Annotated in this window: 1 protein-coding gene; it reads right to left on the bottom strand. The window is 64.1% G+C overall.

Annotated elements, in window-relative coordinates:
- On the bottom strand, positions 1-2,551 hold a 2,551-nt coding region (locus AN233_RS04985), incomplete at both ends, for a hypothetical protein (RefSeq protein WP_058365746.1).

The following is a 2,551-nucleotide window of genomic DNA, read 5'->3' as shown; positions in this document are numbered from 1 at the left end:
TGTCGTAATCCTCGACCGGGGCGTGCCGGTTGTTACTCGCGAGCTCTGCTTCGCCGGCCCAGACGAGATCGCCGTCCTCGTCGATGCCGGCCACGTCCAGTACGGTGCCGTCGTCGGTTTCGTAGTACGGTTCCACGCGAACCACGTCGTCCCGCTGCTGGAGCCAGAGCTCGAGGAGCCGGACGCCAACCTTGTGTGGCGTTTTCTCGCCGAGATCGCCCGCTCCTGGCCCCGCCTTCAATTCTCTCCCGAGGAGGTCTCGACCGTCCGGGAGGACGGTGTAGTACTTGCGCCCCGCCGCGGAGTCCGCGTCCAGGAGGTCCTGCTCCGTGAGCCGCTCCACATGGAGGTCGTCGTATTCGTCCCGAAGCTGGCTCATCCTGTCCAGTAGCGTGTACTCGTCGTCCTCTCGGTTCATCACGTCGAGGACCCGATTCAGGAACTGGACGTCGTCTCGACTGAGCCCGCGTTGTTGGAGTTCGTCATCGGGGACGGGCACGCTACTTTCCTGAACGGGTGTTGCCCCGTTCTCCGGCTGTGTTGCTTGGTCAGCAGCTGACATTTCGTCCGCCTCGGTGGCCTGCCCGAACAGGGGGCTCATCTCTGACTCGTCTGCATCTGGGTCGCTGTCCGTCTCGGGCTGGGTGGTCGATATCGACGCGTCCTCGGTCGTCGATTCGCTGATGAACGCGGATTGCGTCGGGTCCGTTCCTGAGTCGCCGTCGGCAGGCGACCCCGTCGTCTCGGCCCCCGAACTCCCCCAGCCAGTCTCTTCCGGAGCAGTGCTCGACTCAGTCGGCTCTGTCAGCCCGTACTGAGCCTGTGTCCGCTCGACCATCCGTGGCCGGGACACGGACTCGAAATGGTCTTCCTGGGGCTCTGTGAGCGGCTGGTCGCTTTCTGGATGCCCCGGCGCAATCGGGAGCGGTTTCAGCGAAAACGGCGGCGGACCAGTCTCGCCGAACGATGGACTCGGGAGTTGGGCGATCCACTCGCCACTTGGGAGCGTGTTGATTCGGTTGCGGAGTTCGGTCGGGCTGAGGTCCTCGTGGGCAAGCGACTCCGCGAGGTCGCGTTCGATCGAGATGTTCCCGATGAGCTTCGTCTTGATGTTGTTCAGCACCTCGTCGTAGGCCCGCTCGTTCCGGTTCCGCACCTGTTCAGGGAACTGCATCACGAGCCCCATACTCAGCCCGAACGATCGGCCCTGCGGCAGTAGCTGCTCGGAGACGAGCTTTGTCGACGCGACCGGCGCCGCCTCCTCGATGATGAGGTTCGTGAGCTTCTCGTAGTCGGTCTGACCGTCGCGCCGGCGCACCTGGACAGCGTCCCAGAGGTTGCTCAACAGCAGGAGTGTGATTGCGCGCTGTGCCTCCGGCCGGAGGTCGCCGAGGTCGAAGATGATGGTAGCGTCTTCGTCGAGGAACTCGCGGAAGTCGAAGCGGTTGTCGACGTACTCGCCGGCGTCATTCTGCTCGGGGACGTGGCTGAAGATCCGCCGTAGATGCGCGTCCTCTTTGAGCTTGTCGAGGCGGTTCCCGACGGCGTCCATCGACACTTGGAACTGGTGGTTGTCCTTCGCGAAGTGGCGCGTCAGCGATTCCTCGATGTTCTGGTTGTCCGCCGAGACCGGGGGAATCGTCTGATCGCGCTGCATCCGGAGCGCGGCGGCGAAGAGGTCGTCCAGCCCGAACACGTCGTTCCCGTACTCCTCGTCGAACAGCGCCTTGATCAGATAGCTCAGAATCTCGTTCGCGACGAACGCCTGCCCGTACTGTTCACGACCCATAATCATCCGGAGGATGTCGTGGAAGTGGTCGACCTTGTCCTGAATCGCGTCCTCACGGTTGCGACCGGCCTCGAGCGCGGGCCGGATGTCGAAGAAGGAGAACGCGGGGATGGTCTCCGGGACGCGGAAGTGGTAGACGTCGTCGAGACCACCGAACCGCTCGTAGTGGCAGCGCAGGTAGTTCTCACACATCCCGTCTCCCTTCGGGTCGACGAGGACGACGGGGCCACCCGTCGACTCGCGAAGCGAGAGGGCGTCGTTGATGATGGCCTTCGACTTCCCGCCACCAGTCGAGGCGAACCGCCCGTAATGCGTCGGCAACAGATCTGGCGGGATCCGGATGGGGTCCGGCCGTGGCTCACCATTCTCGTCGAGCGCGTAGCCGATGGCCATCCCGTCCTGGAACTGCTGGATCAGATCCGGATTGGGCCACGGGAGCGGATTCCGACTCTGCTGTTCGGCCCTCGTTCCCCGCGTCCCTTCGACGGTCAACTGTTCGGAGGAGGGGACGAGGACGAAGTTCGCGAGCTCCGTCCCGCTGAGGACCAGCTCGGGGCGTGTCTTCCCCCGGCCCGTCGTCAACTCGCGATTGAGGAGGCGCTGGAGAGCGGCCCGTGCCTTCTTCTCCTTCGTTTTCTCACGGAAGCCGGTGTCTCGGAGGCGTTGCCCCTCGACCTCGTAGAACGGTCCATCAAGTGGGTCGAACACGGGGAGGAGCGAGTCCATCCGGGCATCGAGGTCGTCGCGGGTGTTGTCGGTGGG

This window comes from Haloparvum sedimenti, assembly GCF_001462205.1.
GTDB lineage: Archaea > Halobacteriota > Halobacteria > Halobacteriales > Haloferacaceae > Haloparvum > Haloparvum sedimenti.
Note: the sequence above shows the minus strand (reverse complement) of the source record. Positions and strands in the feature narration are given on the sequence as shown.